Origin of the sequence: Actinomadura madurae (assembly GCF_900115095.1) — a bacterium.
Lineage (GTDB): Bacteria > Actinomycetota > Actinomycetes > Streptosporangiales > Streptosporangiaceae > Spirillospora > Spirillospora madurae.
Genome location: NZ_FOVH01000005.1, coordinates 246,971 through 272,519, shown reverse-complemented (window position 1 = coordinate 272,519; position 25,549 = coordinate 246,971). Strand labels below are relative to the sequence as shown.

22 protein-coding genes and 1 pseudogene are annotated in these 25,549 nt (G+C 71.0%); 12 read left to right on the top strand and 11 right to left on the bottom strand.

Going from position 1 to position 25,549, the window contains the following annotated elements; genetic code table 11:
* Positions 1-26 precede the first annotated feature (26 nt).
* From hisD to BM339_RS17390, 4 genes are all read left to right on the top strand, one after another.
* Positions 27-1,352 (top strand): histidinol dehydrogenase, encoded by a 1,326-nt coding sequence (gene hisD / locus BM339_RS17405; protein WP_083597691.1) that lies wholly within the window; start codon positions 27-29, stop codon positions 1,350-1,352.
* Positions 1,353-1,478: 126 nt separating this feature from the next.
* Positions 1,479-3,062 carry an APC family permease gene (locus tag BM339_RS17400; RefSeq protein WP_143118476.1) on the top strand — a complete coding sequence of 528 codons (1,584 nt, stop codon included), beginning with the start codon at positions 1,479-1,481 and terminating at the stop codon, positions 3,060-3,062.
* Complete coding sequence (locus BM339_RS17395) at positions 3,059-3,727, top strand: ThuA domain-containing protein (RefSeq protein WP_021591328.1); 669 nt, start codon at positions 3,059-3,061, stop codon at positions 3,725-3,727. The genes BM339_RS17400 and BM339_RS17395 overlap by 4 nt, the downstream gene beginning before the upstream one ends.
* A gap of 44 nt (positions 3,728-3,771) precedes the next feature.
* The gene (locus tag BM339_RS17390; protein ID WP_075021510.1) at positions 3,772-5,562 is read left to right on the top strand and encodes a thiamine pyrophosphate-binding protein; all 1,791 of its coding nucleotides are present in this window, start codon (positions 3,772-3,774) and stop codon (positions 5,560-5,562) included.
* A gap of 461 nt (positions 5,563-6,023) precedes the next feature.
* Here BM339_RS17390 and BM339_RS17385 read toward each other — a convergent pair whose 3' ends face one another.
* A complete protein-coding gene (locus BM339_RS17385) occupies positions 6,024-7,646 on the bottom strand; it encodes a GMC oxidoreductase (RefSeq protein ID WP_083597690.1) in 1,623 nt (540 codons plus the stop codon).
* A gap of 242 nt (positions 7,647-7,888) precedes the next feature.
* Here BM339_RS17385 and BM339_RS48730 point away from each other — a divergent pair.
* Positions 7,889-8,167: pseudogene (locus tag BM339_RS48730) on the top strand (FAD-dependent oxidoreductase); the annotation flags it as partial.
* Between the two features lie 69 nt (positions 8,168-8,236).
* Here the strand turns inward: BM339_RS48730 and BM339_RS17375 are convergent.
* Positions 8,237-8,593: an ArsR/SmtB family transcription factor gene (locus tag BM339_RS17375; RefSeq protein ID WP_218163667.1), complete on the bottom strand. Its 357-nt coding sequence runs from the start codon at positions 8,591-8,593 to the stop codon at positions 8,237-8,239.
* 89 nt (positions 8,594-8,682) lie between these two features.
* Between BM339_RS17375 and BM339_RS49915 the strand changes: the two genes are divergently transcribed.
* Positions 8,683-8,835, top strand: coding sequence for a hypothetical protein (locus BM339_RS49915; RefSeq protein WP_021591324.1), 153 nt, complete (start codon positions 8,683-8,685; stop codon positions 8,833-8,835).
* A gap of 48 nt (positions 8,836-8,883) precedes the next feature.
* The gene (locus BM339_RS17370; protein ID WP_083597689.1) at positions 8,884-10,542 is read left to right on the top strand and encodes an FAD-dependent oxidoreductase; all 1,659 of its coding nucleotides are present in this window, start codon (positions 8,884-8,886) and stop codon (positions 10,540-10,542) included.
* Between the two features lie 128 nt (positions 10,543-10,670).
* Here BM339_RS17370 and BM339_RS49910 read toward each other — a convergent pair whose 3' ends face one another.
* Complete coding sequence (locus tag BM339_RS49910; protein ID WP_177287710.1) at positions 10,671-10,994, bottom strand: hypothetical protein; 324 nt, start codon at positions 10,992-10,994, stop codon at positions 10,671-10,673.
* Between the two features lie 234 nt (positions 10,995-11,228).
* On the opposite strand from BM339_RS49910, the gene BM339_RS17360 reads away from it, so the two are divergent.
* The 5 genes from BM339_RS17360 to BM339_RS51435 all read left to right on the top strand — a co-directional run bounded on the left by BM339_RS17360 (position 11,229) and on the right by BM339_RS51435 (position 14,747).
* Positions 11,229-11,513: an ArsR/SmtB family transcription factor gene (locus tag BM339_RS17360; protein WP_200871767.1), complete on the top strand. Its 285-nt coding sequence runs from the start codon at positions 11,229-11,231 to the stop codon at positions 11,511-11,513.
* Positions 11,500-12,408 (top strand): alpha/beta fold hydrolase, encoded by a 909-nt coding sequence (locus BM339_RS17355; RefSeq protein ID WP_075021509.1) that lies wholly within the window; start codon positions 11,500-11,502, stop codon positions 12,406-12,408. Before BM339_RS17360 ends, BM339_RS17355 begins: the two co-directional genes overlap by 14 nt.
* Positions 12,409-12,413: 5 nt before the next feature.
* Positions 12,414-12,905 carry a DUF2306 domain-containing protein gene (locus tag BM339_RS17350; RefSeq protein WP_075021508.1) on the top strand — a complete coding sequence of 164 codons (492 nt, stop codon included), beginning with the start codon at positions 12,414-12,416 and terminating at the stop codon, positions 12,903-12,905.
* Between the two features lie 454 nt (positions 12,906-13,359).
* Complete coding sequence (locus BM339_RS51440; protein WP_256255384.1) at positions 13,360-13,776, top strand: DUF2397 family protein; 417 nt, start codon at positions 13,360-13,362, stop codon at positions 13,774-13,776.
* A gap of 41 nt (positions 13,777-13,817) precedes the next feature.
* A complete protein-coding gene (locus tag BM339_RS51435) occupies positions 13,818-14,747 on the top strand; it encodes a DUF2397 family protein (RefSeq protein WP_337959918.1) in 930 nt (309 codons plus the stop codon).
* A gap of 25 nt (positions 14,748-14,772) precedes the next feature.
* Here BM339_RS51435 and BM339_RS17335 read toward each other — a convergent pair whose 3' ends face one another.
* From BM339_RS17335 to BM339_RS17300, 8 genes are all read right to left on the bottom strand, one after another.
* Positions 14,773-16,440: a (2,3-dihydroxybenzoyl)adenylate synthase gene (locus tag BM339_RS17335; protein WP_075021505.1), complete on the bottom strand. Its 1,668-nt coding sequence runs from the start codon at positions 16,438-16,440 to the stop codon at positions 14,773-14,775.
* A 3-nt stretch (positions 16,441-16,443) separates the two neighbouring features.
* Positions 16,444-17,991 carry an FAD-dependent monooxygenase gene (locus BM339_RS17330; RefSeq protein ID WP_075021504.1) on the bottom strand — a complete coding sequence of 516 codons (1,548 nt, stop codon included), beginning with the start codon at positions 17,989-17,991 and terminating at the stop codon, positions 16,444-16,446.
* Positions 17,988-20,321: a hydantoinase B/oxoprolinase family protein gene (locus BM339_RS17325; RefSeq protein WP_021597881.1), complete on the bottom strand. Its 2,334-nt coding sequence runs from the start codon at positions 20,319-20,321 to the stop codon at positions 17,988-17,990. Before BM339_RS17325 ends, BM339_RS17330 begins: the two co-directional genes overlap by 4 nt.
* Positions 20,318-22,429: a hydantoinase/oxoprolinase family protein gene (locus BM339_RS17320; protein WP_075021503.1), complete on the bottom strand. Its 2,112-nt coding sequence runs from the start codon at positions 22,427-22,429 to the stop codon at positions 20,318-20,320. Before BM339_RS17320 ends, BM339_RS17325 begins: the two co-directional genes overlap by 4 nt.
* Positions 22,430-22,561: 132 nt before the next feature.
* Entirely contained in the window at positions 22,562-23,809 is a 1,248-nt protein-coding gene (locus BM339_RS17315) for an alpha/beta hydrolase (protein ID WP_075021502.1), read from the bottom strand.
* Positions 23,806-24,051, bottom strand: a complete 246-nt coding sequence (locus BM339_RS17310; RefSeq protein WP_075021501.1) for a hypothetical protein — start codon at positions 24,049-24,051, stop codon at positions 23,806-23,808. Before BM339_RS17310 ends, BM339_RS17315 begins: the two co-directional genes overlap by 4 nt.
* The gene (locus BM339_RS17305; RefSeq protein WP_075021500.1) at positions 24,048-24,716 is read right to left on the bottom strand and encodes a VOC family protein; all 669 of its coding nucleotides are present in this window, start codon (positions 24,714-24,716) and stop codon (positions 24,048-24,050) included. The genes BM339_RS17310 and BM339_RS17305 overlap by 4 nt, the downstream gene beginning before the upstream one ends.
* A gap of 18 nt (positions 24,717-24,734) precedes the next feature.
* Entirely contained in the window at positions 24,735-25,499 is a 765-nt protein-coding gene (locus BM339_RS17300) for a maleate cis-trans isomerase family protein (protein WP_111830487.1), read from the bottom strand.
* Positions 25,500-25,549: the final 50 nt, after the last annotated feature.

Here is a 25,549-nt window from a genome sequence, read left to right as displayed (position 1 = left end):
GCGGAAGCATCCACAAGGAGTGTGCAGTGTCGACACCGAGCACGTTGGTCAAGGCCGCTCGGGCCTCGGGGCCCGGGCGAACAAGCCCTCCGGAGATCGTCGAGACCGTCGCCGAGGTCATCGCGGCCGTGCGCGCCAACGGTGACGACGCGGTCCGCCACTACTCCGAGAAGTTCGACTCGTGGAGCCCCGAGTCGTTTCGCCTCGGGGCGGACGAGATCGGCAAAGTGCTGGCGTCGGTGCCGGGGACCGTGCTCGATGACCTTCGGTACGTGCAGCGCCAGGTCCGCGGATTCGCTCAGGCGCAGCGGGACTCGCTTCACGACTTCGAAGTCGAGACGCTACCCGGGGTGTACCTCGGGCAGCGCAACATCCCGATCTCGGCTGCCGGCGCCTATGTTCCCGGGGGCCGGTACCCACTGACCGCCTCGGCGCACATGACGGTGGTGACCGCGAAGGTCGCCGGCGTCGAGAGGGTCGCGGCCACCACGCCTCCGGACAGGGGAACGCCGCCACCGATCAGCGTGGCGGCCATGTCCATGGCCGGTGCCGACGAGATCTACGTGCTCGGCGGGGTGCAGGCCGTCGCGGCACTCGCGCTGGGCACCGAGACCGTCGGCGTGGTCGACATGATCGCCGGTCCCGGCAACGCCTATGTGGCCGAGGCCAAGCGGCAGTTGTTCGGCGAGGTCGGTATCGACCTGTTCGCGGGCCCGACCGAGACGCTGATCGTCGCCGACGAACACGCGGACCCCTTCGTCGTCGCCACCGACCTCCTCAGCCAGGCCGAGCACGGCCCGGACTCCCCATGCGTGCTGATCACCACTTCGCGAGAGGTGGCACGGCGCACGATGGACCACATCGAGGAACAACTGGTGACCCTGCCCACCGCGCCGGTAGCCCGCAGGGCTTGGCGCGACCGCGGCGAAGTGCACCTCGTCGCTTCCCTGGACGACGCGTGGGCCTTGGCCGACCAATACGCCAGCGAGCACGTACAGATCTTGACCATCGAGCCCCGGCTTGCTCTGGAGAAGATGCGCAACTACGGTGCGCTGTTTCTAGGCGAAAAGACCTGTGTGCCCTACGGCGACAAGGTGATCGGAACCAACCACGTGCTCCCGACGAGGGGTGCCGCCAGGTACACCGGCGGCCTGTGGGTCGGCAAGTACCTGAAGACCGTCACCCACCAGGAGGTGCAGGACGCACGCATCAGCGCTGAGCTCGGTGAGCGCTGCGGCCGGGCCTCCAGGCTGGAGAACTTCGAAGGTCACGCCCGCTCGGGAGATCTGCGCGCGGCGCGTTACGGCTCGGCCCGCCTCGAGTGGACCGATCAGGACTTCCCTCGATGCTGATCCGCCGCCCTCACGCCCCCTGGGGCGCCACCTAACCCCCCGCCGACGCCGGTTTCCGGGGTCGGCGGCCGGCACGGCGAAACGAGCGGTGTGGCACGTCTCGCCCTGGCCTTCTGAAGGAATGTCATGACCACACTGGGTGAAAATCAAGGCTCCGGTGCGGCGCCCACCGCACCGGTCGGCAAGTCCGAGGACGCCGAGCTGCTCGCCGCGCTCGGCTATGAGGAGCGGTTCGACCGCAAGGTCAGCCTCTGGGCCAACTTCGCGCTGGGCTTCGTCTACCTGTCGCCCCTGGTGGGCGTGGTGTCGCTGTTCGCGGTCGGGCTGGCCGGCGCGGGCCCCCCATCGATCTTCTGGATCGTCATCGTCGGTCTGGGGCAGCTGCTGGTCGCGCTGGTCTTCGGTGAGGTGGTCTCGCAGTTCCCCCTCGCCGGGGGCCTCTACCAGTGGTCGCGGCGGCTGTGGAGCGGGCGCTACGCCTGGTTCACGGCCTGGACCTACCTCGCCTGCATCACGATCGGTATCACCAGCACGGCCCTGTTCAGCTCTGACTTCGCCGCCAGCCTGTTCCTGGGCACCGCTCGGGAGCCGGGCGTGGCCTCCAGCTCGGGGCAGCGGCTGCTCATCGCCGTCACGGTGACCATCGTGTGCTTCCTGTGCAACAGCTTCGGCACCCGCACCCTCGCGCTGATCTCCAAGATCGGTCTGGCCGCCGAGCTCATCGGGATCGTCCTGGTCGGGCTGTACCTGCTGATCTTCTCCCGGGAGAACTCCCCGACGATCTTCTTCGACACGATGGGCACCGCGGGACCGAGCGGCTACCTCGGCACCTTCGTCGGCGCCTCGCTGGTAGGCCTGTTCCTCTTCTACGGCTTCGAGGCGTGCGGTGAGGTGGCCGAGGAGGTCCCGAACCCGGCGCGGAGCATCCCGCGGGCCATGCAGCTCACCGTCGTCGTGGGAGGTCTCGCCGCCGTCTTCGCCTTCGCCGGATACGCCCTGGCCGCACCGGACCTGCCGGCGATCGTATCCGGGGCCGACTCCAACCCGATCCCCGCGATCCTGCAGGGCTCCATCGGCACCCTCGGCACGAAGCTGGTCCTGATCGTCACCCTGACCTCGTTCATCGCCGGCGTGATGAGCCAGCAAGCGGCGGCCAGCCGGATCGTGTTCTCCTTCGCCCGCGACGACATGTTCCCCGGCAGCCGGATCTTCAACCGGCTCTCCCGGCGCTTCCACGTGCCGTTCACAGCCCTCATCGCGGTCAACGTGCTGCCGCTGCTGATCTTCGTGTTCGTCTACGTCTCACCCGACTCGCTGACCAAGATCGCGGCATTCCAGATGCTCGCCGGGTACCTGGCGTTCCAGATGGTGGTCTTCGCGGCCCTGCGGATGCGGCTCAAGGGGTGGCGCCCGGCAGGAGCATGGACCCTGGGCAGGGCTGGAACGATCGTCAACGTCCTGGCCCTGGCCTACGGGATCATCGCGATGATCCTGCTCGCCGCCCCCACCGGAGACGCCGACGCGCCCTTCGTCGACCGGTGGATCGCACTCATCGGCTTCCTGATCGTCTCGGCCGCCGGCCTGGCCTACCTTTTCATCGCCAAGCCCGAGCGCAAGTCGACCGCCCCCGAAGGCGACGCGATCGACATCGCGCAGAAGCTGCGGGCCCGTCAGGCCAGGCTCGAGACGACCGCAAAGGGGACCTCATGACCCGCGTGATGTATCTGTACGGTGGATGGCGCGGCCACAAGCCGTACGAGGTCGCCGCCCAGTGGGCGCGCCCGGTCTTCGGCGAACTGGGCTTCGATGTCAAGGAGACCAACGACGTCTTCTCCCTCGACGCCGATCTCACAGGCTACGACCTGATCGCCCTGAACTGGAACAACGCCCTGCTCTCCGAAGGCCTCACCACCGCCCAGGAGAACCGGTTGCTCGAGGCCGTCCAGGCCGGTACCGGCATCGCCGCCTGGCACGGCGCGGCCGCCGCGTTCCGCACCAGCCTGAAGTACCACTGGCTGCTCGGCGGCAGCTTCCTCGAACACCCCGCCGGTGAGGGCGTGAAGTACCCCTACGAGGTCACGATCGTCGACCGTGACCACGAGATCACCGCCGGCGTCTCCGACTTCCGCGTGGCCTCGGAGCAGTACTACATGTCCGTCGACCCCAACAACCACGTCCTGGCCCAGACTCGGTTCACCGGGGACCAGCTGGCCTGGCTCGACGGACGCACCATGCCGCAGGCCTGGACGCGGACCTGGGGGCGCGGCCGGGTGTTCTACAGTGCGGTCGGCCATGACCTCGACGACCTGCAGAATCCCGACGTGACCCGGCTGTGCCGGCAGGGCTTCGCCTGGGCCGCGCGAGAGGTCAGGTAGACCGCCTGCCGGTATCCGATCCTGAGACAACGAGGACAACTCTCATGCCGAAGTTGACCGGTGGCCAGATCGTCGCCCAGACCCTGAAGAACTATGGCGTCCCCTACGTCGCCGGCATCCCCGGCCACGGAATCTGGTCGCTTACCGACGCCTTCCTAGAAGAAGACTCGCGCATTCCCTTCGTGCAGACCTTCCACGAGCAGAGCGCGGTGCACCTGGCCGACGGCTACTGGCGTGCCACCGGAAAGCCCATGGCGGCCATCACCTCCATCGGCGCCGGCGCCAGCAACACCGTGATCGGCATGGGCACCGCGTTCACCGACTCGACCAGCTGCCTGGTGATCACCGGCGGGCCGCCCACCCACATGCGCGGGCACGGCCTGCTGCAGGAACTGGAACGCTACACGGCCAACGACTTCCCGAAGGTCGCCGAGGCGGTCTCCAAACGGCACTGGGTCGTCACCCGGGTCGAGGAGCTGCCGTTCGTGATCCACCGCTGCTTCAACTCGATGCTGACCGGACGTCCCGGCCCGGTACACCTGGAGGTCCCGATGGACGTGCAGGCCGAGGCCGCGGACGTCGATCTGCACGACCTCGCCCGGCGCCTGCCCGTCGGCCGCCAGCACCCCGACCCGGAGGCGATCGAGCGCGCGGCAGGCGTGCTGCGCGGCTCCCGGCGTCCCGTCATCGTCGTAGGTGGCGGCGCCATCACCGCCGACGCCGCCGGCGAGGTGCTCGCCCTGGCCGAACGCTGGCAGATTCCGGTCGTGACGACCTGGAACGGCAAGGGCGCCTTCCCTGAGGACCACCACCTGTTCGCCGGCAGCGTCGGCCAGACGGGCACCATCACCGGCAACCGCATCGCCAGCACCGCCGACGTTGTGGTCTCCGCGGGTTGCCGCTTCACCGACTGGTCGGCGTCGAGCTATGCCAAGGGCATCACCTTCTCCATTCCCGACGCCAAGCTCATCCACATCGACATCGACCCGCACGAGATCGGCAAGAACTACCCCGCCGAGGTCGGGATCGTCGCCGACGCCCAACGGGCCGTCGCGGCCATCGTGGCCGCCCTGCCCGAAAGGCTCCCGGCCCCACGCTCGGAGTATCTGGCCGAGCTGGAGACACTGCAGAATGAGTGGGAGCAACAACTGGCCACCCGCCGGGACAGCGATCGCTTCCCCTTCACCTCCCAGCGTCCGCTCGGCGCGCTGCGCAACGTGCTCCCGCGCGACGCGATCATCGTCGCCGGGTCGGGCAACACCCAGGGCGCGGTCAAGCAAACGTTCCCCGTCTACGAGCCGCGCACCCATCTCACCTCGGGCGGCTTCTCATCCATGGGTTGGGCGGTTCCGGCCGCGGTCGGAGCCAAGCTCGGGCGCCCCGACCGGACGGTGGTCTGCGTCCTGGGTGACGGCGACTTCCTGATGACCGCTCAGGAGATCGCCCTGAGCGTCACCACCGGCGCCCCGGTGATCTTCGTGGTGCAGAACAACGCCGGCTACATGTCCATTCGCGGCGGGCAGCGCAAACAGACCTCTCGCCATATCGGCACCGAGTTCTCCTACCCCGACGGGCTGCCCTACAGCCCCGACTTCGCCGCGCTCGGCCGCTCGTTCGGCATCCAGTCGTGGAAGATCGAGGACGACGCCTCGCTGGAGCCGACCCTGCGGAAGGCCGTCGACTCGGGCGCTCCGGCGCTGATCGAAGTGCCGACCGACCGCGACGCCGCCGGCCCGTGGGTGCCCGGCTGGTGGGACTTCCCCGTCCCGGCCTACATCACCGACGAGCGCCAGGACGAGTACGCGCAGAACCGAGCCACCGAACAGCACCTCTGACACCACCCGGACCGACGATCACCCCAGGTCCACCACCACTCCAAGCGCCGCCGTGGCCCCACGCCGATCCGGCTCGGGCCACGGCGGCCTCCAGTCTGCCCGCCGATAGGGCTGTCGCTTCCCTCTGGAGAACAGCGCGAGCAATGAGGCCCGTCACCGGCCGGGGAACGGCGTGATCTCTTCGGGCGACTTCCGCTCGACCACGCCGTCCCGACCCGTACCCGGTATGACCTGCTCGGGGAGCCCGAAAGTCTCCGATGACGCGCCCAGCGCTCACCACCGCTGACGTCGCGAGCAGGCCAGGACTTCGCGCTTGCCGGACCATTGACTTAAGGCGAGCGTTGACAGCGCGCACGCAGCTCATCCGCCGCTTGTCTCGTACGTGGTGGGCGGGACAAGCCGCGGGCACCCTCCGTCTCTGACGCGACGGTGCCGGCCCTGCTTCATTGGTGGGCAGTTCGTCAGAGTCCGGCCACGATGGACGGGGCAATCCGGAGGGCGTTGGCCGCGATCGTCAGAGCGGGGTTCAGCGCCGCCGAGGACGGAAAGAACGATGCGTCGGCGATCCAGAGGTTGTCGAGGTCATGGCTGCGGCAGGTCGCGTCGAGGACGCTCGTGGACGGATCATGGCCCGCGACCGCGGTACCGCACATGTGCGAGTTCGTCTCGATGCCCATCTGCTGGGTGAAGATGAAGGGGTAGCCGGCCTTCCGAACGATGCGGGTGACTCGGCGCACGAGTTCGTGGTGTGGCGCGACGTTGGTCGGAACCCAGTCGATGAGGATCCTGTCGCCGTCGACCCGGACACGGTTGTCAGGAGAGGGCAGGTCCTCGGTGGTGAGGTAGATGTCGATGCTGCGGGCGGACATGAATTTCAGCGCCCACATCGGAGCCCACTGCCGTGCGGGCTTGAGCATCGGAGCCTGCAGCTTACCCAGCATCTGCAGGTTGCCCAGTGGATATCGGTTGCTCGCGCCTGCCTCGTAGAAGTCGTTCATACCCAGGGTCTTCTGCCAGTGGGTGTCGTTCGTCCGCAACGGATTGACCCCGACGAGGAAGGTGCTGTTGTGGACCATGTAGTTGCGTCCCAGCAATCCCGAGGAGTTCCCGAGGCCGTCGGGCTGGGCGCGGGTGGCCGATCGCAGCAGCAGCGCCGCGGAATTCACGGCGCCTGCGGCGAGTACGACTCGCCGGGCGTTGATCCGGATGACGCGTCCCAGGTGGCGGGCCTCAGCGGCCACGAGCCGCCGCCCGTCATCGGAGGGCAGCAGACGGGTGACCTCAGTACGGACCATCAGTTTGACATGCCCGGACCGCAAGGCCGGCACGATGACCTTGTTCTCCGCCTCGGCCTTGATCCCGGTGTCGTCCGGACAGCCGTCGGCGGTGGCGACCGCGATGCGCTCGGCCCGGCTCGTGATGTTCATCGCGTTCGGAGTGTGGAACGGGTTGAGGCCTTGGACGCGCATCGACTCCGCGAGGCGTTCGACAGCGGGCTCGTGCGGGAGCGGCGGGAAAGGGTATCGCGTGGAGTGGTGTGGCTCGGTCGGGTCCTCGTCGGTCTGACCGTGAACGTCGAAGAGGCGCTCAGCCTCGCCGTAGTAGGGCTCGAGGTCTTCGTAGGAGAACGGCCAGGCTTTGGACCGCCCCTCCTGATGCTCGACCTCGGTGAAGTCGCTGCGCCGGAACCGGGGCAACGACGCGCCGTAGAATCTGGTGTTCCCGCCGACCCAGTAGTACGTGCCCGGCGCAAAGGGCTTCCCGGTGCGCCCGTCATACCAGTAGCCGGCGTTCTTGTAACGCCCCTTGAGGTACATGTGCACGGGATCGTGGTTCTCCGGCTCGCGCGGCAGGAATCCGCCGCGCTCGACCATCAGGACATGGGCCCCAGCCTCCCGCAGCGCGTACGCCAACGTCCCGCCGCCCATTCCCGAACCGATGATCAATACGTCGGTGTCGATCTCGTCGGCGTCGTCGAGCCGGATGACCGAGTCCGGTGCGAGGCCCTCGGGCGGCTCGGCGTCGCGGATCTCCTGCCGAGGGTCGCCGAGCGGGAGGTGCGGGTCTGTGTGCCTTGAGGACATGAAAGGTCTTTCTCCGGGATCTCGGCCCGGCAAGTGGCGGGCCCGCCGAGGACGGGCACGTAGTGCGTCGTTCTCTGAACCTCGGATGCCAGGAAACGGCCTCGAGGCGCTTCGAGCCTAAGCAGCCCGGTGAGCCGGCGGACAGAGGCGGACTGTGCAATCCGAACTGACCAGGTTGCATAGACCGTGCAGACTTCGTACTCGCGTCAGATGGCAGAAGCGCGGAGGGCGTCAACGGCCCAGTGCAAGGCCGAAGTGGCATAACACCGTCTCCACGCTTCGAGGGGATTGACACCCTCTTCTCCCCTGCCCGGCGCAGTGCTCTGCCCGGGGCGAAGTTCCCCGGCGACCCGAACGGCTATCCCACCCGGGACGAGGTCGTGGCCTACCTCGCCGACTACGCCGCGCGCCTGGACGCCGGCATCCGTTCCGGGCAGCGTGTCGAGAAGGTCGTGGCCCTCACCGGTGGTGGTCAGCGCCGGTTCGAGGTGGTCACGGCCGGCGGTGAGGTCTTCACCGCCCCGATGGTGGTCGCCGCGACGGGCGGGTTCAGTCGCCCCTACCGCCCGGATCTGCCGGGGCTGCTGGGGTTATGCCGGTGTCAGGGCGGGCAGGGCGAACAAGCCCGACAAGCGTGTCAGCCGCTCCGGCACCGCGCGGTAGTACACCCACGTGCCGCGTCGCTCACCATCGATCAAACCGGCCTGGCGCAGCACTTTCAGGTGGTGGGAGATCGTCGGTCCGGTCAGCTCGAACGCGCCCGTCAAGTCGCACACGCAGGCTTCGCCGCCGTCCGCAGAGGCGATCATGTTCAGCAGGCGTAGCCGCACCGGATCCGACAACGCCTTGAACACCTTCGCCAGCTCGACTGCCTCTGCCTCGTCCAGCATCGGGCCACTCAGGGGTGCGCAGCAGACGTCGGTGGCGGACACATCCTCGATCTCCATCAACTTAGGCATACATCTAATTTGACGGCCATCTACCCAGTGATGCAAACTGGCGCCTGCTTAGACAGACATCTAAACAAGGAGTCGAGATGGAATCGCTGCTCGCCCGGATCGCCGCCCACCGCCGCCACGGCGCCCGCATCACCTTCCGCGAGACCCGCGGCGAGGTCTGCACTCCCGCGTGCCGCTCGGCCGCGCACGTCGACCGCACCACCACCGCCGCCTACCGCGCTCGCCCCTGATCACCTCACCTGAGGCAAGATCCATCACAGAACCACCGAGGAGCCATCGTGAACGACAACACCGGACACCAGGCGCCCGCCGCGTCCGCCGGCGAAGCAAGCTGTTGCGGTGTCGAGGCCTGCTGCACCGACGCCGAGCAGGTCGTGGACCCCGAGAAGACGGTCCAGGAGGCCAAGGCCGAGGCCGGGTGCGGCTGCCTCGCCGAGGGTGAGCAGGACGGTCTGCCGGTCGTGGTGATCGGAGCCGGGCCTGTCGGGTTGGCCGCGGCCGCGCATCTGGCCGAACGCGACCAGGACTTCCTGGTCCTGGAGGCCGGGGACGAGGTCGGCGCGGCGATCTCGGAATGGGGGCACGTCCGGTTGTTCTCGCCGTGGCGGTACGACACCGACGCCGCCGCCCGGCGGCTGCTGGAGCCGACCGGCTGGCGCCTGCCCGAGGCCGAGGCGCTGCCGGCCGGTGCCGAGCTGGTGCGCGACTACCTGGCTCCGCTGGCGAAGGTGCCCGCGCTGGCGGGGCGGATCCGCACCGGTACCCGGGTGGTGGCCGTCGCCCGTCAGGGGATGGACGTCACCAGGACGGTCGGCCGCCAGGAGCGTCCGCTGCTGGTCCGCGCGGTCGGCCCGGACGGAGCCGTGCACGACATCACCGCCCGAGCGGTCATCGACGCGTCCGGGTCCTGGGGCCGCGGCAACCCGCTGGGGCATTCCGGTCTCCTGGCGCCCGGCGAGCGGGACGCCGCCCCGTACCTGACCGGGCCGCTCCCGGACGTCCTGGACCGCGACCGGGACCGCTTCGCCGGCCGCCGCACCCTGGTGGTCGGGATGGGCCACTCGGCGGCCAACACGCTGCTCGCGCTGGCCGAACTCGCCAAGAGCGAGCCTGGAACCCGCATCACCTGGGCGGTGCGGGGCGCATCGGTGGCCCGGCTGTACGGCGGCGGAGACGCCGACGGCCTCCCCGCGCGCGGAGCCCTGGGGACCCGTCTCAAGCAGGCGGTGAACGATGGCGAGATCGACCTGGTCCGCAGCTTCACCATCACCGGCTTCACCGTCCCCGAGGACGGCCCCGCCGCCGGACCCGTCCAGGTCACCGGCGACACCCCGGACGGCGCACGGACGCTCCCGGCCGACAACGTCGTCGCGGCCACCGGATTCCGTCCCGACCTGGACATGCTGCGCGAGGTCCGCGTCGACCTCGACCCCGCCACCGAGGCGCCGGCCAAGCTCGCTCCGATGATCGACCCCAACTTCCACAGCTGCGGGACGGTCCCACCTCACGGCGAACGCGACCTCGCCCACCCCGAGCCCGGGTTCTACCTGGCCGGGATGAAGAGCTACGGGCGCGCCCCCACGTTCCTGATGGCCACCGGGTACGAGCAGGTCCGCTCCATCGTCGCCGCGCTCGCCGGCGACCGTGAAGCCGCCGACACCGTCCAGCTCGACCTGCCCGAAACCGGTGTCTGCTCCACCGACCTGGTCACCGACGACCTGCTGCCGGGAGCCAGCCAGGATGGCGGCTGCGGGACATCGTGCTACACCGAGGCGATGCCTGCCCCTGCCGTCCAGTCCGAGCCTGGTGGCGGGTCATGCTGCGGCTCCGCGGCCCCCGAACCGGTCAGCATCGGCATCGGCGCACCCGCCGGAGTGGGGTTCGCGACCGGGCGCGTGCACGGCTACTCCGGAGAGGCCGAACACAGCGGTGCCTGACGGGGCAACGCCCTGATTCCCGTGCCGGGGCCGGCGGCGGACACCTCCGCCGCCGGCCCCGGCACGGTGTCCCGCGTCCCGCTGCTCGCCCTCTGCGTTACCGAGATCACCAGCTGGGGCGTGCTGTACTACGCCTTTCCCGTCCTCGCCTCTGCCATCACCCGCGACACCGGCTGGTCCACCGCGACCATCACCGCCGCGCTCATAGTCGCCGCGCTGGCCGGTGTCCCGGTCGGCCGCGCGCTGGACCGGTACGGCCCCCGCGTCTTGATGACCGGCGGCCCGGGGCCAGCCGGACTCTGCACGATCTCGGCCAGAGGGATCACCGTGTGCCGATCGCTGGCCATGCGAGCCAACCCTCTCCGGCGTATCTCCACGCGATCACCGTGCAGTATCACCGTGGCCAAGTGTGCCTTGATCGCCTGGGGCTCACGCTTGCGGAGGTCAGCCATGGCCGCATCCTCGCACCACTCCGGCGCCCCTGCCCGTCCACTCTCCGGGAACCACCCGGAGTCGCTCTACACAATTACACAAAATAGTGTGATAGTGGGGTTGTGCAGGATGAAGCTCGAGAGTGCTGCCCGCCGGCACACGAACCAGGGCGTCCGCTGACACCACCGGCGCGGGCGGGCAAGCCGCCCCTGGCCGAGCGGCCGTTGCTGACACCGCTTCAAGCGTCGCAGCTGGTGGTGCTGTTCAAGGTGCTGGGCAACGACACCCGCCTGCGGTTGCTGCACGCGCTGCACCGTGGCGGCGAGGTGCCCGTGGGGGAACTGGCCGAGCAGGTGGGGATGCGGCCCCAGGCGATCTCCAACCAGCTGCAGCGGCTGACCGACCGAGGCATGGTGGCGGCTCGCCGGGACGGCAACCGGATCTTCTATTCGATCGCCGACCCGTGCATCCCCGCAGTCCTGGACCTGGCCCTGTGCCTGACCGAGGAGACGGCGGTGGCCGGTGATGACCGGACATGAGCAGAACGATCTGACCAAACGGCACGCCCGGATCGGCGAGAACCGCATCGCCTACCTCGATGAGGGGGACGGACCGCCGGTGGTGCTGCTGCACGGCTGCCCGTTCTCGTCCTTCGTGTGGCGGCGTGTCATCGCCCGGTTGCGTCGGCGGTTCCGGTGCGTGGCGCCGGACCTGCTCGGGCTGGGCGACACCGAGACCCCGGCGGACGCGGACTGGCGGCTGCCGTCCCAGGCCGCAGCGATGCTCGGACTGCTGGACGAACTCGGCCTGGACAAGGCGGCCATGGTCGGCCACGACCAAGGCGGCGCGGTCGCGCAGCTGCTGGCCGCGGACCATCCGGACCGGATCACCGCGCTGGTGCTGGCCGACGCCGAAGCCTACGACAACTGGCCCTCATCGGAAGAACTGCCGTTCGTCCGGGCCACCCAGTTGCCCGTCATCGGCCGCACGGTGCTCTGGGCATGGTCGCGGCGACCGCTCTTCCGATGGGCGCTGGCCTCAGGCAAGGCCGTGCACGATCCGGACGCACTCACCGACGAACTGGTCGACGGTTACATCGCCGCCAACCTCGCCACGGCCCACCGGCGCGCCAAGACCCGCCGGTTCCTGGGCCTCCAACTCGACCCCGCCAATCAGGCCCACACCGCCGCCGCGCTCGGCGCACTCCGCCGATTCGACACCCCGACACTCATCGTCTGGGGTGCCGAGGACGTGCATTTCCCGCCCGAATGGGCCGAGCGGCTGCACGGCGACATCCCCGGCACCCGAGGGCGCCCCGAACGCCTGGTGATCGTGCCGGGTGCCGGTCACCTGCTGATGGAAGAACGGCCCGCTCTGGTCGCCGACCTGCTGGCCGAGTTCCTCACCGCACAGACCGACCGGGCCGAAGGGTGAGAACCATGCTGCTGGACGGTGTGATCATCGTGCATATCGGGGCCGGGCTGACCGCCGTCATCACCGGGATCGACGCGATGCGCGTCCCCAAACGACCGGGCCGGCACCCGCGTCGCGGAAGGATCTACCTCGGCGCCCTGGTCCTCGTCGCGGTCACCGCGTCCGGCATCGCCGCCGCCCGCCCCCACACCGCCTACCTGCTGATCCTCGGAGCCCTGGCGCTCGCCGCCGCAGGCGTCGGGTACGCGGCACGCCGGATGCGGTGGCGCGGATGGCAGCGCCACCACATCACCACCATGGCAATCTCCTACATCACCTTGCTGACCGCCTTCTACGTCGACAACGGCCCCCGCCTACCGCTTTGGAAGCTGCTGCCTCCGATCACCTTCTGGTTCCTGCCCGCCGCGATCGGCCTCCCCTTGCTGCTTCGGGCGCTGCACAGATATCCGTCACGGCCGAGCCACCGTCCGGCTCCCTCCGAGGGGACCCTGCCGTGACCACTCCGACTTCACCTCACCGCCACCTCCATGGGTGGATATCTGAGCGGCCCGAAGGCGTCGCATCGGAAACATCCGTCGCTGCGGCCTGCCTCGGCCCATCCGAAGAGGATCACCTCGCCGCCTTCGACGGGGTCAGGAGCCGCGCCGATCCGTTTCGGAACCGCCGAGCTGACAACGAGCCAACATGGTTTGTGTTCCGCCCGCAGAGGTTCATCCGATCGCCGTGCAAGTACGGAGGGCCAATGGTGGGGTGACCCGCCCGTCGAGCGGGCAGGACGAGCTCTGCGCCGGTCGGCTCTGCCGGGCGGTCTCAAGATCGTTGCGCGGGGCGGCGCACCGTTCGTTAGCTTTGCGTGCGCGTTCTAGAGCGCTGCGTGTTCGGTCGTTCAAGGCGGCGGCGGTGGCGAGAGGTCGCATACTGGATGCCGCCGCGATTCGACCGAGGATGGTGATGGAGCAGCTGGACCGGGTCATGGGCGTCTTCGTGGAGAGCAAGCGCCGGTTCGTGGTGCATCTGAGGCCCGAGGACGTGGCCGAGGCGTTGCGCCGCGACGGCGGTGCCCCGGTCCCGCAGAAAACGGTCGACAAGGCGCTGGGCAGCCTGGCGGACTGGGGGAACCTGCGTGCCGACCCCGATACAAGCCGGGTCACCACGGTGGAGGACTTCTACCGGGCCCGCTTCCTGTACCAGCTCAGCCGCGAGGGGGAGGCGGCCGAGCGGGCCTTGGAGGTGTACGAGGAGGAGATCGGCCGTCGCGGGGAACTCCAGGCGGTCGCTCTGGAGGACATCCGGGTGCGGTTGCGCGCATTGAGGGACCTGCCCGGGTATCCCGATCCGGCCGTGGTGCACAACCGCTGCTGGAGCTGATGAACCGGCCGGACAGCCTCGCGGCGAACGCGAGTGCGTTCATGAGCGGGCTGCAACGCACCATCGAGCTCCAGGACGTCGATGAGGAGGCGTTCCTGGTCTACAAGGACCGGCTCATCGCCTACCTGGAAAGGTTCGTGTCCGAGCTGGTCGTCAAGCATCATGACATCGCCGCCACGCTGCGGGCGCTGCCGCCGGAGCGGGTCGCGGACCTGCTGGCGCTGGCCGCCCGGTGGGAGGTCGCGGACGCTGTGCCGGACGGAGCCACTGTGCCGGACGAGCAGACCGATCAGCCGGTCGCGGTGAGCGCGGCGACGGGGGAGAAGCTGGCGCTGGGGGAGGGGCGCTGGTCGGGTCTGTGGTCGTGGTTCGTCGGCGGACGGGGTCATCCGTGCCAGGCCGACCTGCTGCGTACCCGTGCACGCAAGGCGATCCCGGATCTGCTGGCGTCCGTCGACGAGCTGCGCGACCGGCTGCAGGACGCCAAGCAGCGCATCGCCGAACTCGAGACCGCGATCCGGCGCCTGGACGGCGAGCACCGCAGGGCGGGCGAGACCCGTGCCAAGGCGCAGGGGCGTGAGGAGCAGCTCACCGAGACCGGCGACCGCCGGGACGCCGCGATCGTCGAACTGCAGCGCTTCGCAGCCACGGGGCTGCTCCAGCTCGGCTGTGCCGTGGAGGTCCCCGACACCGGCGGACCGTGGCCGCCGACCCGGCCGTGCGGCTCGCCCGCCGCGCCGAGGAGCGCCTCCAGCACGTCGACGACGGGGACGAGGCGTGGCGCCGCGCACAGGATGAGATCACCCGCTACTACTCCGATCTGTCGGAGGCGCTGTCGCGGCACGGCCACCACGCGGTGGCCGGCTCGACGGAGCAGAACATCGTCGAGGCCACAGAGGGTGGTGCCTTGCTCCAGCAGCATCTCAGCGCTGCGGGACGTTGGCGCGCTGATCGGGCTGCTCGGTCCCTGACCTCGGCCCAGTGCCGCTGGAGAGGTCATCTGTTCCGGGCCCAGCTGCGCAGGGTCTTCTTGTCAATCTTGTTGACGTTGGAGCGGGGCAGTTCGGGGACCCAGACCAGCCGTTCCGGCCACTTGTACTTGGCGACGCCGAGGCCGTCGAGATGGTGCTGGACCTGTTCCATGGTCAGCTCGGGGCCGGCGGGGACGAGGAAGGCGCAGGCGCGCTCGCCCAGCCGCGGGTCGGGCATGGCGACCAGCGCGGCCTCGGCGATGCCGGGGTGGTGGAGCAGGAGCAGCTCGACCTCCTCCGCGTTGATCTTCTCTCCGCCCCGGTTGATCAGGTCCTTGATGCGGCCGTCGATCGAGAGGCAGCGCCTGCCCCCGAAGACCCGCACCGAGGCCAGGTCGCCGGTGCGGTAGAAGCCGTCCGAGGTGAACGCTCCGGCGTTGTGCGAAGGAGCGTCGTAGTAGCCGGGGATGGTGTACGGGCCGCGGCAGCACAGCTCGCCGGTGACCCCGTCGGGGACGGGGTTCTCGGTGCCGGGTTCGAGGATCACGAACTCGTCCAGGGGCGACAACTTCTCGCCCACCGTCTGCGCCCGCGCCTCGCGCGGGGTGCCCGGCCCGGTGACGGCGAAGAAGCCCTCGGCCATGCCGAACAGCTGGCCGGGCCAGACGCCGAGCCGCTCGATGTGCTCGATCAGCCGCGGCGGGATCTTGGCGCCGGACAGGATCGCGCGCTTCAGGGTGGGGGCCAGCGCCCCCATGCCCTGGTCGGCGACGTCCTGGAAGTGACCGTGCCCGATGACCAGGTCGGTGACGCCTTCCCTGGCCAGCAGTGGCAGGGACCGTCCCGGGTTCGGCGAGCCGAGGATCAGGCGGGCGCCCACACCGTGCGCCGCGTGCAGGCCGCAGACGATTCCGGCGTTGTGGATGATCGGGATGATGTGCCCGACCCGGCTGGAGGCGTCCCACCCCAGGCACCGGGCGTAGGCGGCCGCGTTGTACCAGTACTCGGCGTGCCGGCGCGGGATCACCTTGGGGACGCCGGTCGTGCCGCCGGACAGCTGGAAGACTGCCACGCCGTCGGGGTCGAGCCGGTCCTGGATCCGCTCGACCAGGCGGCGGGCCTCGGCCGGGTCGGTGTCCGCGCCGAGGTCTTCGAGCCGCAGGCAGCCGGGCCGGTCCTCCGCCGCGCCCGCAGTGATCACGTGCCGCGGTGCCGGCGCGTCGCGCCGCAGCTCGTCCGCCAGGGCGACCAGGTCGAACCTGTCCTCCGGATCGACCTCTACGAGGTGGGCGCGCGCCCCGGTGCGGGCGGCGATCTGGCCGAGCTCGTGCCTGCGGTGCAGCGCGAGCGTCGCCACCGGGACGAGCCCGGCCTTCAGCACGCCGTACCAGGCGAGGATCGTGTGGAGCCGGTTGGTGACCTGGAACAGCACCGGATCTCCGGGCCGCAGCCCGGCGGCGTGCAGGCCCGCGGCCAACAGATCGGTGCGCCGGTCCAGGTCGTGGTAGCTCAGCCGCCCTTCGGAGGCGACCACGGCGGGCCGGTCGGCGTGCCGGACCGCGGCGGCGTGGAACTGCTCCGCGAGTGTCAGCTCCTCCCAGAGGCCGGCCGCGCGGTAGCGGCGGACCGCCTCCGGCGGGAACGGCGGCGCCTTGGCGGAATGGTCGATTTCATCGTGGTCGGCGAGTGCCATGGCTCAGCAGGCCTCCACCAGGTCGGCGCGGCCGGCGACCAGGCCGGCGGCGAGATCGGGCAGGAACTCGCGGGGGCCTCGAACGATCACCGGGAGGCCGCGGCCGCGGAGCCGGTCGCCGAGTTCGAGGCGGTTGAGCAGATCGTCCCGGTCCGGCGGGCCGGCGATCCGGACCGCCGCCGCGTCCGAGCCGGCCGCCTGGTCGAAGCGGCTCAGGACCGCGTCGGCTTTGGGTCCCCACGGATCGGCATCGGCGAACTCGACGTCCACGATCGTGCCCTCTGGCAGGGAGGTCCGGTCGGGGACCGCGATCCTGTCGCGGCGCAGCGGCTGGCGGAGCACGAAGTCGATCAGCGCGTCACCGGTGGGCGGCCGGTCGCCGGGGCACGGGCGGCCGGCATACTCGGCCAGGGCCGCGCCGACGACGTGCGGTGCCGACTCGGCGAACCGGGCCAGGGTCACCTTGCCCGCCCTGGTCATGTACGCGACGAGCAGCCGGTTGACCGGCAGGTCCAGGCGGCCGGGGAAGGAGTCCCACCACCGCCGGCTGCGGGCCGCGACGTCCTGCAGGTGCTCGACGGCGGGACGCCGCTCGGCCTCGTAGTGGTCGAGGGCGTCGGCGAGCGTGCCGTGTTCGCCGAGGGCGGCGACGAGGGCGATGGCGTCCTCCATCGCGAGCTTGGTCCCGGAGCCGATCGAGTAGTGCGCCGTGTGGGCCGCGTCGCCGAGCAGCACGACGTTGCCGCGGTGCCAGCGCTCGCAGTGGACGGTGCGGAACCGCAGCCAGCGCGTCCGGTTGCCGATGAGGGCGTGACCGCGCAGGGGGTCGGCGAAGGCGCGTTCCAGGTAGCGCAGCGCGGTCTCGTCGGACGCGTCGGCGGGACCGGACGCCAGCGCCTCGGTGGTGCCGGCGAAACCGGCGTTCCTCCAGGTCCGTTCATCGGTCTCGACGAGGAAGGTGCTGCGATCGGGAGCGTAGGGATAGGCGTGCGTGACGAAGGTTCCCGCGCTCGTGGTGACCGGCATGAACAGCGCGCTCGGCAGCCCGGCGTCGGTTCCGCACCACAGGTACAGGCCGTCGCCCGACTCGACCTGCGCGCCGAAGTCCGCCGCGTGGCGGTCACGGGTGGCGCTGTTGACGCCGTCGGCGGCGATGACGAGGTCGGCGTCGAGCGCGTCGGCGTCCGCCCGCCGTCCGTGGTGCAGCCGGACGCCGGCCGCCTCCGCGTGCCGCTGCAGCACCGTCAGCAGGGTGGTGCGGGCGATCGCCAGCAGGTTCCCGTTCGGCATGCTCGCGACCCGGTCGCCGACGCGCAGGCTCATCTCGTGCGGATGGCTGTGGTCGATGATGTCGGCCAGGGACGCCTCGTCGGCCTGGCGCAGGTTGTGCTGGGTCCCCGCGGCGAGGCCCACGCCGAACCCGAACGTGGTCTCCGGGGTGGCCTGCTCGTAGACGTCGACGACGCACCCGGGGCGGGCCAGCTTGATCAGCCGGGCCGCGTACAGCCCGCCCGGCCCGCCCCCGAGCACCGCGACCGATGCGAGCCTCATCGGGCCCCGGCCTCGGCGGGCAGCAGCCGCTCCAGCGCGGAGACGTGGTCCGCGTGGTCGGCCGGGACGACGCTGGAGTAGATGGCGGTCCAGCAGTTCGGGCAGCAGTACTGCCGGAAGACCACCGGAGCGTCGACGTAGTCGGCGGCGCGCGCGGTGACCTGGGGCCCGGCGTCCTCGGGCGGTCCGTCGTAGCGTGCGAGCGCCATTGCGGGGCCGTGGCGCCGGTCGCCGAGCCGGTGGCCGCAATGAGCGCAGCCGACGACCGGGTGGCCGCCGTCGTCGACGAGGACGAGATTCACGTCCAGGCGCCTCGCCGCCGCCGGATCGATCGGGTCGGAGTCCAGGGGCGCGTCGATGGCGGCCCGTTCGCGGCGCCGGGCCAGCAGCGCGTCCCGCGCGTCCCGGGTCGCGGCGGTGTCGACTGTTCCGTCCCCGCTCACGACGACGCCGTAGACGTCGCGCGCACCGGTCATGGTGATCTTCCCTTCGCGCAGGTCGGCGACGACCGCCGCAGGGTCGCGGCGCAGCGGGTCTCCATAGCCCCCACCGCCCTGCCAATGCATGTAGAACACGTCGCCGGGCGCCAGATAGGTCTGCGAGTAGTTCTGCCCGACCTCCTGCTGCCCGCCGACCTCGGCGAGGTCGGCGGGGATGCGCCCGCCGCCGAGCGCTCCGGCGACCCCGGTGTCTCGGGCGATGATCTCCAGGCCGGTGTTGCCGGGATGGCCGCCGGCCAGGCCGTTGTTCTGCGCGACGGCCTTGCCCGCCGAGGCCAGCACGAGGCCCATCGGCGTGTTCGTGCCCCACGGCGTCATCGCGAGGGACGCGCTGACCCCACCGCGGTACTGGCCGCTCCCGCCGGAGTCCGGCTCCTCGCGGCGCCACAGCATCAGGATCGGGTAGAGGAACTCCGACATCTCGGTGTCGGGCACCCGTCCCATCGGGATGCAGAACAGCCCGCCGGTGTCCATGCCGTCGGCGTGCGGCCGGGCGCCGTAGCCGCCGGCCATGGGCTCCATCAGGATGTTGAGGAACGGCACCGGCACGTCCCCGCGCTCGTCGAGCCCGGCGATGACGGCGGTGTCCCAGGTGCCGCAGCACGACGCCTGGACGCTGCGGCCGAGCTCGACCGACCGGTCGAGCATCTGCGACAGGCACTCGGCCACCAGGGTCCCGGTCAGCCAGGCGGGGCCGATCGGCCCGCGGCTGACCGCGGCGGGGAAGGTCGCGTTGTTGATCGTCCCCTCCTCGGCGATCAGGTCGAAGCAGCGCATCAGCCCGCCCGCCGACCAGGGGATGTCGCCGGCGAGGATCGGCAGCAGCGCGAGCATGACGCCGCCGCGCATCCCCGCGTACGTGCAGTTGATCACGCCCGCCTGCGGGTCGGTGCCGGTGAAGTCGAAGGTCAGATGGTCGGCGGCCTTGGTCATCGCGACCGTGATCTTGTGCAGCCCGCGGTCGCCCTCGTGCGACTGGTCCTGGTAGCCGGTGGCGCGCCAGGTGCCGTCCGGCAGGCTCGTCAGCTTGGCCCGCAGCCGGTGCTCGGCGTCGGCCATCATCCGCTTCATCACGGCCTTGACGGTGTCGGCGCCGTACTGCTCGATGACGGCGAGCAGGCGCTCCCGGCCGACGTTGTTGGCGCCGACCTGGGCACGCAGGTCGAGGCCGACGAGCATCGGCACGCGCGAGCGGCGCACGTACAGGTCCGCTATGTCGTTCTGGATCGTGAAGTCCCGGACGACCTTCACCGGCGGGGTCGGCACCGACTCGGAGAAGACGTCCTGCGCGGCGGGCGAGAACGAGCCCAGCCCGACGCCGCCGAGGTCGGGCTCGTGGCAGATTCCGCTGGTCCAGGCGAACAGCTCGCCCTCGTAGAAGATCGGCTGGTAGACGATCACGTCGTTCTGGTGGAGGCCGCCGCCCACCCAGGGGTCGTTGCACAGGAACATGTCGCCCTCGGCGATGCCGGGGTTGGCGGCGCGGTTGGCGAGCGTCCAGTAGACGGCCAGGTCCACGGCGCCGACCAGCATCGTGTTGTAGAGCCCGACCTGCACCTCCTGGCCGAGCTCGTCTCCGATCGCGAAGTCGAAGTCGTTGGCGTCGGTGACGATCGGCGAGCCGGACATCCGCTTCAGCGCCTCGCCCATCTCCTCGGTGACCGACCAGAGGCGGTGCCGGACGACCTCGTAGGTCAGGGGGTCGAGTGCGTCGATCTGCTCCTGGCTCACCGTGTGCAGCGGCAGCGACGCCGGCAACGAGGCGGCCAGCGCCTCCGGGTCGACGGGCCGGCTGGCGAACTGCTCGGAGCCTGCGACTGGCATGGTCATCGGGCCGCCTCCTCGCGGGTCATGGTCAGGTTGCCGAGGCCGTCCACCGTGCCGGCGGTGCCGGCGGGGACGACGACGGTCGTGGTGGGCACCTCGACGATGGCCGGGCCGGTGATGCGGTGCCCGGCGCCCAGCGCGGCGTAGTCGTAGACGGCGGTGTCGACGTAGCCGCCGGCACCGAGCCGGATCGGGCGGCTGCCCACGCGGGCCGCGGCGGGGTCCGGGCCGTCGGCCGGCGCGACGGCCGGCAGCGCGGGCGAGAACGGCAGCACGCCGACCGCCCGCACGCGGTAGGTGATCGCCTGCATGCCGGCCTCGCGGAAGCCGGAGCCCTCTCCGTACAGTTCCGCGTAGCGGCGCTCGAACCGCGCGGCGACGGCGGCGATCCGCCCCTCGCCGACGGGCCCGTCGTCCACGGGCACGGCGAGCTCGGCGAGCTGCATGGAGTACCGCATGTCGATCTCGCGGTACAGCCGGACGTCGGCGAACCGCACCTTCTGGCGGGCCAGCCCCTCGCGGACCTGGCTCTCCAACTGCGCGAAGTTCTTCTCGACCGCCGCCGGGTCCATCGGGAACGGCGAGGGGTCCGACAGCTCGGCGGCCAGCGCCAGATCGGAGGCCACCAGACCGTAGGCGGAGAAGGCGGAGGCGACCTGTCCGAGCGGCACCACCACCTGGCCGACGCCGAGTTCGGCGGCGTAGCCGGCGCAGTGCGCGGGACCGGCGCCGCCGAAGGCGTAGAGCACGAACTCGCGCGGGTCGTGCCCGGCCTCGACGACGACCTTGCGCAGCAGGTCGCCGGTCTGGGCGTTCTGGATGGCGTGGATCGCGGCGGCGGCGTCCTCCACGGACAGGCCGAGCGGCTCGGCGACACGGGTGCGGATGGCTTCCCGCGCCGCCTCCAGGTCGAGGGCCCGCCTGCCGCCGAGCAGGCCGCGCTCGGTGAGGATGCCGAGCACGAGGTTGGCGTCGGTGTTCGTCGGCTCGGTGCCGCCCTGGCCGTAGCACGCCGGTCCCGGTACCGCCTGGGCGCTGCGCGGGCCGACCTGCAGGTTGCCGCCGGGGTCGATCCACGCGATGGCACCGCCCCCGGAGCCGATGGCGTGCACCTCCAGCGTGGGGACGTTGATCGGGTGGTGATTGATGATCGTCGTGGACGCCCGGGTCGGCTCGCCGTCGACGACCAGCCCGACCAGGAAGGTCGTGCCGCCGACGTCGGTGCTGATGATGTTGCGGTGCCCGAGCTGCCGCCCCAGCGACACCGAGCCGACGATGCCGCCGGTGAGCACCGAGCCGACCGTGCTGATGGCCGCGGCCGGGGCCTCGCGCGCGGCGACGGCGCCGCCGTTGCTCTGCATGACCAGCAGCGGACCGGTGAGGCCGCGCCGGCGCAGCTTGTCCTCCAGGTTGGACAGGTAGTCGCGCAGCCCCGGGCCGACCTGCGTGCTCATGATCGTGGTGGCGTTCCGGGCGAACTCGCGGATGCGCGGGCTGACCTCGGACGACAGCGACACGAACACGTCCGGGTCGAGCTCGTGCACGATCTCGCGGATCCGGCGCTCGTGCGAGGGGTTGCGGAAGGACCACAGCAGCGACACCGCGATCGCGCGGACGCCGTCGTCCAGCAGGGCGCGGACCGCGCGCCGCACGTCCTCCTCGTCGAGCGGGACGACGACCCGCCCGTCCCGGTCGATCCGCTCGTTGACCTCCCAGGCGTGCCGCTTGGGCACGAGGCCCGGAGGCTTGGTCTGGCCCAGGACGTTCTGCAGCTGGTCCGGCGAGCCGCCGAGGTACCGGCCCTCCACGTTCATGATGTAGATCGAGTCGCGGTGCCCCCGCGTGGTGACGAAGCCGACCGTCGGCACGTTGCCCATCACCAGCGCGTTGAGAGACGACGTCGTCCCGTGCGCGATGTGGTGGGTGTCGGCCAGCACGTCCTCGACGGTCGTGCCGAGCTGCTCGGACAGCGATGCGAGCACGTCCAGCACGCCCGCGGAGTAGTCCGGCGGGGTGGACGGCGCCTTGGCCGCGACGATGTCACCGCTCTCGTCGGCGAGGACCGCGTCGGTGAACGTGCCGCCGACGTCGATGCCGATGACGTATGCCATGTGGGGTCGCTCCTCTGCAGATCGGGGCAGAATCGGCGCCCGCGATTTACATTTGCGTTGATTATTCGACACTATCGTCATTCCGTCAAGAGTCCGCAGGTCAGACCTGCCACGGACGGGCGGCGCCGCGCTTCAGCCGGCCGTGCGGGCGGCGGGGAAGCGCTCGGCCAGCCAGCGGAGCATCACCCCGGCCGCCAGCGCGGCGCCGCTCGGACCGCCCTCGGCGATGGGGCCGCCGAAATGCGTCCCGGCCACCTCCGCGCGGGTCAGGTCGTCCGCTCCCAGCGCCGCGGCCATCGCGTCGAGATCGGCGGGGAAGCACGCCTGGTCGCCGCTCAGGCCGATGAGCAGCGCGGGCGCCCGGACTCCCAGGGCGCACCGCAGGAACCCGGCGTTGCTCGACAGCCCCGACCAGGTCGACAGCCAGGCGTCCGGCGTGGCCAGCCGCCCGAACCCGACCAGGCCGTAGTCGCTGAGGTCGGGCCGCCGACCGAACAGCGAGCCGTAGGGCCGCGCGTTGGGGTCCAGCGACAGGTCGGTGCCGCGCAGGTCCGCGTCCGTGCGGTAGACGGTCAGGAGGCGCGGCGCCAGCGCGCGCCGCCGGTCGGCAGGGTCGCCGGAGGCGGCGTAGGCGGCTCGCGCGTCCGCGGCCTCGGCCGCCCGTTCGCGGGCGAGCGCGTCCAGCCGCGCGACCCGCTCCCGCTGCGCCCGCCGGTACCGCGCCACGAACTCGGGCGGATACGACGAGGACGCCGGTGCCGGCACGAACCCGTTGGCGGGGTCGTACGGGTCCAGCGCGGGGTCGGCCGACAGCGGATCGTCCTCGTCCGCGACCGACGGGTCGATCAGCCGCATCAGCAGCTGCCCCTGCCCGACGTGCGGGGCCAGGAACACCGCCGCGTCCGGGACGGGCAGTTCCGCCTCGGCCAGCCCGGTCGACCGCCCCGAGGGGCCGCGCGCGATCCGCTCGTCCGGGGCCGCGTTCGCCTGCTCGTGGTAGAAGGCGAACAGCGGCCCCCCGCCGGAATGCCCGAGGCTGACCGCGGACACCCAGCCCCGCTCGCGGAGGAAGCACTGGCCGGCCGCGAGGTCCAGGAGCGCCTGCTCGTGCAGCAGCGACAGGTCGTTGTTGGGCGAGCGGGTGCCCTGCGTCCACACCGCGTAGCCGCCCGCGAGCAGGTAGGGGACCAGGACGTGGTGGGTCACGTCCTGCCGCGGGTGCGCGAGGCACACGACGGTCGTGGCCCCGGCGACCGTCCGCAGCACCCCGCTGACCTTCGCCCCGTCGGCCGTGGTCAGCTGATGGGTGCTCTCGGTGGTGCCGGGCGGAAACGCGCCCGCGTCGACCCAGCGCCCCGAGCCGAGCCGCGTGCCGCTCATGCCGGCTCGACGCGCAGAGCGTCCTTGTCGTGCTGGGTGATGCGCGCGGCACCGAGCCCGGCGACGCTGGAGTACCAGACCGCGTGCCGGCAGCCGGTCGCCCGGCGGTCGATCACGATCGCGCCCGGTGAGGTGATCCGGTAATAGGGGCCGACGCGGCCGACGGACACCGCCGGGTCCCGGCCGGCCACCTCGACCAACGGCACGTTCTCGGGGACGTCGAGGACGAACAGCGTGGTCATGCCTGCCCCCGCGCGCTCTGCGCCTCCCGCGCCCCTTCGCCGTGGCGCTCCTGCCACCGTGCCGCACGCTCGACGATCAGCTCGGCCTTGCGCTCCAGCAGCGCCGCCATGCTCGGCTCTCCGGGGCCGGACACGACGTCCACCAGCGCGTCGATCGTCAGGGCCGCGTCGAGGTCCTCCTGCGGCGTGACGGGGCGCAGCGCGCGGGTGACCTCGATCATGTAGCCGTTCGGGTCGTGGGTGTAGATGGACTCGATGGTCTCGTGCTGGATCTGCATCTCCACCGGCCACCGGCTCCCGTCCAGCCGCCGCCGGTACTCCAGCAGGTCCTCCTCGCCGTCGACGTGGATCGCGAGGTGGCGGGAGCGCACGAAGTAGTCCGGCACCTCCGCCGCGAACCTGGAGTACGCGTCGCCCTTCGACCCGCCCCCGAACGGCGCGAGGCCGAAGTAGTAGAAGAACGCGAGCCGGTCGCCGTTGCCGATGTCGAAGAAGAAGTGGATGAAGTCGGGGTGCTTCTCGGGCCCCCAGCCCGCGGCGCAGATGGAGTGGACGACCGGGAAGCCGAGCACGTCGCGGTAGAACGCGACGGTCCCGGCCGGATCGAACGTCGGATAGGCGACGTGGTCGACCCCGCGGGCCTTGTGAGCGAGCCGCTCGGACATGGTGACAACCTCCTGTCTTTACCGGACGCGGTGGCCCGGCTGTGGAACGTCGAGTCGCAGCAGCCGCCCGGCGCCGGGGACGTCGGCCGGCAGGCCGAGCCCGGTGAGCAGGCTGAAGGCTCCCGCGGTCGCCGCCGACAGCACGGGGAGGCCGAACTCCTCCTCCGCGGCGGCGACGAGGTCCAGCGACGGCATCTGCACGCACGCGGAGATGACCAGCGCGTCGGCGCCGCCGAGGTCGAGCGACCGGGCGGCCGCCATGACGCGGTCCCCCGGAATGCAGCCGACCTCGGCGTTGCCGGCCACTTCGAGCGTCCGCCAGTCCGCGACGGTGAAGCCCTCTGCCTCCAGGTAGCCGACCACCTGCTCGGCGAGCGGCCGCAGGTACGGGGTGACCAGCGCGATCCGCTCCGCGCCCAGCGCGCGCAGGCCCTCGACGAGGGCGCCGGCGCTCGACCTGACGATGGCCGCCGACCCGCCGGCCGCCAGTTGCTCGGCCACCGCGGCCTCCGCCCGGCGGTGCTCGCCGGGGCCGGCGGCCGTCAGCGCGACGAGGCAGGCGTAGAGCAGGGCGTCGACGCCGGCGTCGCCCAGTTCCAGCACGCAGCGTTCCCGCTGGGCGTTCATGGCGCGCAGCTGCTCCGGCGACACGGTCTGCATCCGCATCCGGCTGCCGTGGAAGGAGAAGCGGGCCTGCGGGTGCCGGCGCAACAGCTCCGGCATCTCCGACTCGACCGTCACATTCGAGCTGGGGACCACCAGCCCGATCCGATACGTACGCACGCCCGACCTCCATGTTTGACTAAGATGAAGATAATTCTACACACGCGTCA

Excerpts from the sequence above, each read along its gene's own strand:
- BM339_RS17400 (WP_143118476.1), top strand. The coding sequence starts at position 1,479 with ATGACCACACTGGGTGAAAATCAAGGCTCCGGTGCGGCGCCCACCGCA.
- BM339_RS17395 (WP_021591328.1), top strand. The coding sequence starts at position 3,059 with ATGACCCGCGTGATGTATCTGTACGGTGGATGGCGCGGCCACAAGCCG.
- BM339_RS17390 (WP_075021510.1), top strand. The coding sequence starts at position 3,772 with ATGCCGAAGTTGACCGGTGGCCAGATCGTCGCCCAGACCCTGAAGAAC.
- BM339_RS17385 (WP_083597690.1), bottom strand. The coding sequence starts at position 7,646 with ATGTCCTCAAGGCACACAGACCCGCACCTCCCGCTCGGCGACCCTCGG.
- BM339_RS17375 (WP_218163667.1), bottom strand. The coding sequence starts at position 8,593 with ATGGAGATCGAGGATGTGTCCGCCACCGACGTCTGCTGCGCACCCCTG.
- BM339_RS49915 (WP_021591324.1), top strand. The coding sequence starts at position 8,683 with ATGGAATCGCTGCTCGCCCGGATCGCCGCCCACCGCCGCCACGGCGCC.
- BM339_RS49910 (WP_177287710.1), bottom strand. The coding sequence starts at position 10,994 with ATGGCTGACCTCCGCAAGCGTGAGCCCCAGGCGATCAAGGCACACTTG.
- BM339_RS17355 (WP_075021509.1), top strand. The coding sequence starts at position 11,500 with ATGACCGGACATGAGCAGAACGATCTGACCAAACGGCACGCCCGGATC.
- BM339_RS17350 (WP_075021508.1), top strand. The coding sequence starts at position 12,414 with ATGCTGCTGGACGGTGTGATCATCGTGCATATCGGGGCCGGGCTGACC.
- BM339_RS51440 (WP_256255384.1), top strand. The coding sequence starts at position 13,360 with ATGGAGCAGCTGGACCGGGTCATGGGCGTCTTCGTGGAGAGCAAGCGC.
- BM339_RS51435 (WP_337959918.1), top strand. The coding sequence starts at position 13,818 with ATGAGCGGGCTGCAACGCACCATCGAGCTCCAGGACGTCGATGAGGAG.
- BM339_RS17335 (WP_075021505.1), bottom strand. The coding sequence starts at position 16,440 with ATGGCACTCGCCGACCACGATGAAATCGACCATTCCGCCAAGGCGCCG.
- BM339_RS17330 (WP_075021504.1), bottom strand. The coding sequence starts at position 17,991 with ATGAGGCTCGCATCGGTCGCGGTGCTCGGGGGCGGGCCGGGCGGGCTG.
- BM339_RS17325 (WP_021597881.1), bottom strand. The coding sequence starts at position 20,321 with ATGACCATGCCAGTCGCAGGCTCCGAGCAGTTCGCCAGCCGGCCCGTC.
- BM339_RS17320 (WP_075021503.1), bottom strand. The coding sequence starts at position 22,429 with ATGGCATACGTCATCGGCATCGACGTCGGCGGCACGTTCACCGACGCG.
- BM339_RS17315 (WP_075021502.1), bottom strand. The coding sequence starts at position 23,809 with ATGAGCGGCACGCGGCTCGGCTCGGGGCGCTGGGTCGACGCGGGCGCG.
- BM339_RS17310 (WP_075021501.1), bottom strand. The coding sequence starts at position 24,051 with ATGACCACGCTGTTCGTCCTCGACGTCCCCGAGAACGTGCCGTTGGTC.
- BM339_RS17305 (WP_075021500.1), bottom strand. The coding sequence starts at position 24,716 with ATGTCCGAGCGGCTCGCTCACAAGGCCCGCGGGGTCGACCACGTCGCC.